At 41.0% G+C, this 3,810-nt stretch carries 7 protein-coding genes; 6 read left to right on the top strand and 1 reads right to left on the bottom strand.

What is annotated here, in order from left to right; genetic code table 11:
* Positions 1 to 467: 467 nt before the first annotated feature.
* Both MHN01_RS19615 and MHN01_RS19610 read left to right on the top strand, forming a co-directional pair.
* On the top strand, positions 468 to 698 hold the full coding sequence (locus MHN01_RS19615; RefSeq protein ID WP_239412896.1) for a ParD-like family protein: 231 nt from the start codon (positions 468 to 470) through the stop codon (positions 696 to 698).
* A complete protein-coding gene (locus MHN01_RS19610) occupies positions 673 to 996 on the top strand; it encodes a type II toxin-antitoxin system RelE/ParE family toxin (protein ID WP_239412895.1) in 324 nt (107 codons plus the stop codon). Before MHN01_RS19615 ends, MHN01_RS19610 begins: the two co-directional genes overlap by 26 nt.
* 40 nt (positions 997 to 1,036) lie before the next feature.
* Here the strand turns inward: MHN01_RS19610 and MHN01_RS19605 are convergent, their stop codons facing one another.
* A complete protein-coding gene (locus MHN01_RS19605; RefSeq protein WP_239412894.1) occupies positions 1,037 to 1,231 on the bottom strand; it encodes a hypothetical protein in 195 nt (64 codons plus the stop codon).
* Positions 1,232 to 1,649: 418 nt separating this feature from the next.
* On the opposite strand from MHN01_RS19605, the gene MHN01_RS19600 reads away from it, so the two are divergent.
* From MHN01_RS19600 to MHN01_RS19585, 4 genes are all read left to right on the top strand, one after another.
* A complete protein-coding gene (locus tag MHN01_RS19600) occupies positions 1,650 to 1,880 on the top strand; it encodes a hypothetical protein (protein WP_239412893.1) in 231 nt (76 codons plus the stop codon).
* A gap of 27 nt (positions 1,881 to 1,907) precedes the next feature.
* Entirely contained in the window at positions 1,908 to 2,135 is a 228-nt protein-coding gene (locus tag MHN01_RS19595) for a hypothetical protein (RefSeq protein WP_239412892.1), read from the top strand.
* 181 nt (positions 2,136 to 2,316) lie between these two features.
* Complete coding sequence (locus MHN01_RS19590; RefSeq protein WP_239412891.1) at positions 2,317 to 2,676, top strand: hypothetical protein; 360 nt, start codon at positions 2,317 to 2,319, stop codon at positions 2,674 to 2,676.
* Between the two features lie 451 nt (positions 2,677 to 3,127).
* Positions 3,128 to 3,810, top strand: a 683-nt coding sequence (locus tag MHN01_RS19585) for a hypothetical protein (protein WP_239412890.1), incomplete at its 3' end; no start/stop codon positions are given.

The following is a 3,810-nucleotide window of genomic DNA, read 5'->3' as shown; positions in this document are numbered from 1 at the left end:
GTGAAGATAGTAGAAGGGATTGCGCTGTGTCGATGTAAGGAATGGGTGGAAGTGCCAGTAAGTTATTGAAATATTGGCACGGCCCAAATTTGGGCCGTGCTATTCGCCCTTATCTTTCACTTTTATCCTGCCAGATTCTACAGCTGCTTGAGGTCAGCAACACTAGGATTAGCTTTTGCATTGTTAGCGGTATATGTACAGCGTTACTTAGGCTTTTTGGTACTATTGAAACAAAAGGGTGGATTACGCGACAATTTGTCGCTATATTTATCTCGACATTCTTGTCCAAGTTATATGATTTAGATAAAGACGATTAATTAAAGACTGACAACGATTGACTAAAGACTAAAGACTAAAGACTAAAGACTAAAGACTAAAGACTAAAGACTAAAGACTAAAGACTAAAGACTAAAGACTAAAGACTAAAGACGATTAAGACGAGAAGATGACGATTATGAGAGGTGAGTATGGCTACTAGCGTTCGCTTGGATGATGAGTTTGTCACTCACGCAAAAATTCACGCTGAAGCGGAAAGCCGATCAGTGCCTAAGCAAATAGAATATTGGGCGAAGATAGGTCAAATGATGGTGGATAATCCAGATTTGTCTTACGAGTTCGTTCGTGAAGCACTGTTGGCAACCGAAGAAGCTAAACAGGGAATGGTCAAACGTTATGTCAGAAGAACAAAACGAAATTGATGTTTTTGAATCTCGACGATTTGAAAAAGCATTGGGTAAGCTTTCTGAATCTCATTTGGTAATCGTTGAAGATGAGATAGAGAAGATAATCGCTGATCCTGAAATTGGCGAACAGAAGAAAGGTGATTTATCACACCTCTGGGTGCATAAGTTCAAGATAGAGTCTCAGCAAGTTTTGCTTGGTTACAGTTGGGTTGAGAACAAGCTAGAGCTGTATCTTCTTAACATTGGACCACATGAGAACTACTATCAGCAGATGAAGAAAAGCCGTAAGGCCGATCTGAAGCTCATTAAGTGATACTAATTAATAAGCCTGAGCAATGCTCAGGCTTCATTTGTTAGATAACACCAATTTGCATTAGTTCTGTCATCAATTGATCTTGGCTTAAAGCTATACGTAGGCTGTTATCATTCGAAAAAAACACTATTGAGGTGTCTTCATCATTTTTGCTTTGAACTATATGAGTTACGATATCCATATTCACTAGGATATTTTTGCCACTTGGGCTTGGAAGATGAACAAAATTCGCCATATTTGTGTCCTTTATTTATTAAGTATGCTGTAGGTCTGATAAGCAGCTATGGCTTCTTCAATATATTCCTGTTATGCCATTTGTTGTTCATTGAATCATACTCCAACATTCCTGCCCACAAACCTTGACACCACCAAAATGCGCAGTTAACCTGATTGCATAACAGCAAAATCTGTTATCTGGATTGGCGTCCAGCAAAATTAACCCAGAGCCCATAAGACGCGCTCGCGTCTTTTTTGTTGGGCTGCGTTCGCGCACACCTAAGAATTGTTGTATTCTATGGCGGCTCGAACAGGGGCGACTTCGGTCGCGCCAGCAACCTGGGTAGCTGGTTACGCCAACCCTGTTCGAGTTGCCACCATCGTGAGTATTGGCGTCTCCGAGTGGCAATGATTTTACATTACCCAGGAGACATCTTATGTCTGGACAAGTCTTGCCATTTTCTCAGCCCAGTAAGGGGGCATTAGACCCATTATCACTTCTTCAACAGTATTGGCTAATCTGCCAATGTGATGACCCCACTGAACGTGTTGCCCTGGCTACCAGTTGGCGTTTCCGCCTTAACGAACTGGTTCGCGAACAGCCTGAACTCTTCGAGCATGTATCCCTTCATCCTGAATTCAAATTGCTATTGCAAGACTTGAATTAGGTAAGCAGAAGAATCAAGGAGGATACGATGCTAGAAGTTGTTTCAGATAACGAAATGACCCCAGCGGCCTTCGAGGCCATGTACCAGAAACTATTGCTCACCCCATACGAAGCGATTGTCTGTGATTGCGGACATTGCATTTTCACTCACCAAGGCGTCATCCGCTCCCGCTGCGTAAAAGTAGCCGAAGGCTTAGCGCTTTGCAGGTGCAAGAAATGGGTGAGGGTACCAGTGGGAATGGCCGAGCTTCATTGATGTGACCATACAAAGCAAACGCCAGAAATGGTGTTTGCTTTGTTGTACTTAGTGTTAATAAGCATACAGTTTAAACATATGATTTGTTGATAAAAGTTGAACGAGGGCAAGGAATGGTATATGAATCAGGTATATTGTCTCTGTTCGTTGAATACAATGTTATATTTAAAAGGAGAAAGTAATGACTTTAACCAAAGCCCTATGCAAAATTGCAGCAGGTTTAAGTTTGATTTTATCAACCACGGCTTCTGCGGGTTTTGCTAGTGATGAAGGTGGGACAATTCACAATATCAGAATCCACCGAACCACTGGCACCCCTGTATTGATGTTCACTACTGTACCGCATATATCTCCACCAACATGCAATGGAAATCCAGCTATAGAATGGGCTGTTACACTTGATGACTTTGGAAAGTCTGTATATTCACTTGTTTTATCAGCACAAGCACAACATAAAAAAGTCATTATTCACGGTAAGAACCTATGCGAAGACTGGGATGATAGAGAGTCCATTATCCATATTACGTTAGCAGGTGAATAGACCGGAATATAACAAGGCCATCAAGGTGACTCGTAACACTCGGCGTTATACCCCTATTACCGTTTCCCAGCCTTTGACTGCCCATATTGATGGCGACTGAGCCCCTGAGCAATCCTCAGGGGCTTTTCTTTTCTCACCCCATACGAAGCGATTGTCTGTGAATGCGGACATTGCATCTTTACCCACCAAGGCGTCATCCGCTCCCGCTGCGTAAAAGTAGCCGAAGGCGTAGCGCTATGCAGGTGCAAGAAATGGGTGAGGGTGCCCGTGGGGATTGCTGAATTTTATACTTAATAAGTGCATATGAGCATAAAGGTACATAGCGTTTGGTTGTGTACTTTTTGCCAATACTCTACGTAGTTATCATTGGAGTAATTTATGTGTTGCGTGTCATATATACAAGTGTCATATTTAGACGCAATTAGATCCTGTATAATAGGTACTTAGATAAATGGCTAGAACATACGAACAAGAAATGCACTCTCTATCTCCATACTCTTTTCGGTGCTATAACAAAGATTTAGGTGGAAGAAGAGAGCAAAGATACAGTACATTAGATCGGATTGGTCAATATGATTTATTTGAACTATTGAAATGGTTCATAATGAGTAAAACAGGTGCGTATCATATTATGGATGATACGAAACAAGTGTATCAATTTAGTGATGTTTCTATCAACGAAGAAACAAGAGAGTTATCAGGTTGGTTTAATGTTGGTTACTACGGAATAAAAACTGACATTATTGATATTGAAACTGGTGAGGTCGATTTTAAAAAGGCTCAAAAGAACGCTGAAATTATTAAACACTATGTCCATTTTTATATCCCACAAGGAGTTAATGAGGCAATGGCTTTTCTTCATTCCTATCGTGGAAATGGTATTAAAACATTGTTTCATATTCTTTTTTCTACATACTTTAAAACTGTAACGGGTCTAAATCTGCAAATGAACCCTTTGGCTTATGATAAAGCTCTGAATGCTTGGCTTGATGCCCAAGCTAAAGAGGTTAAGTTAACGAAGTTCGTAGGTCTAGCTGATGCAGCGGATCAGTTGAGAAAACTTGGTCATAATGAGCAAGAGCTTGTGATAAAACCTCCACGAAGAGGAAGTTTGGGTCGCTTACGTGACTATAT

Origin of the sequence: Photobacterium sp. OFAV2-7 (assembly GCF_022347985.1) — a bacterium.
Classification (GTDB): Bacteria; Pseudomonadota; Gammaproteobacteria; order Enterobacterales; family Vibrionaceae; genus Photobacterium.
The sequence above is the reverse complement of the archived record's forward strand: the minus strand, read 5'-3'. Positions and strand labels throughout refer to the sequence as shown.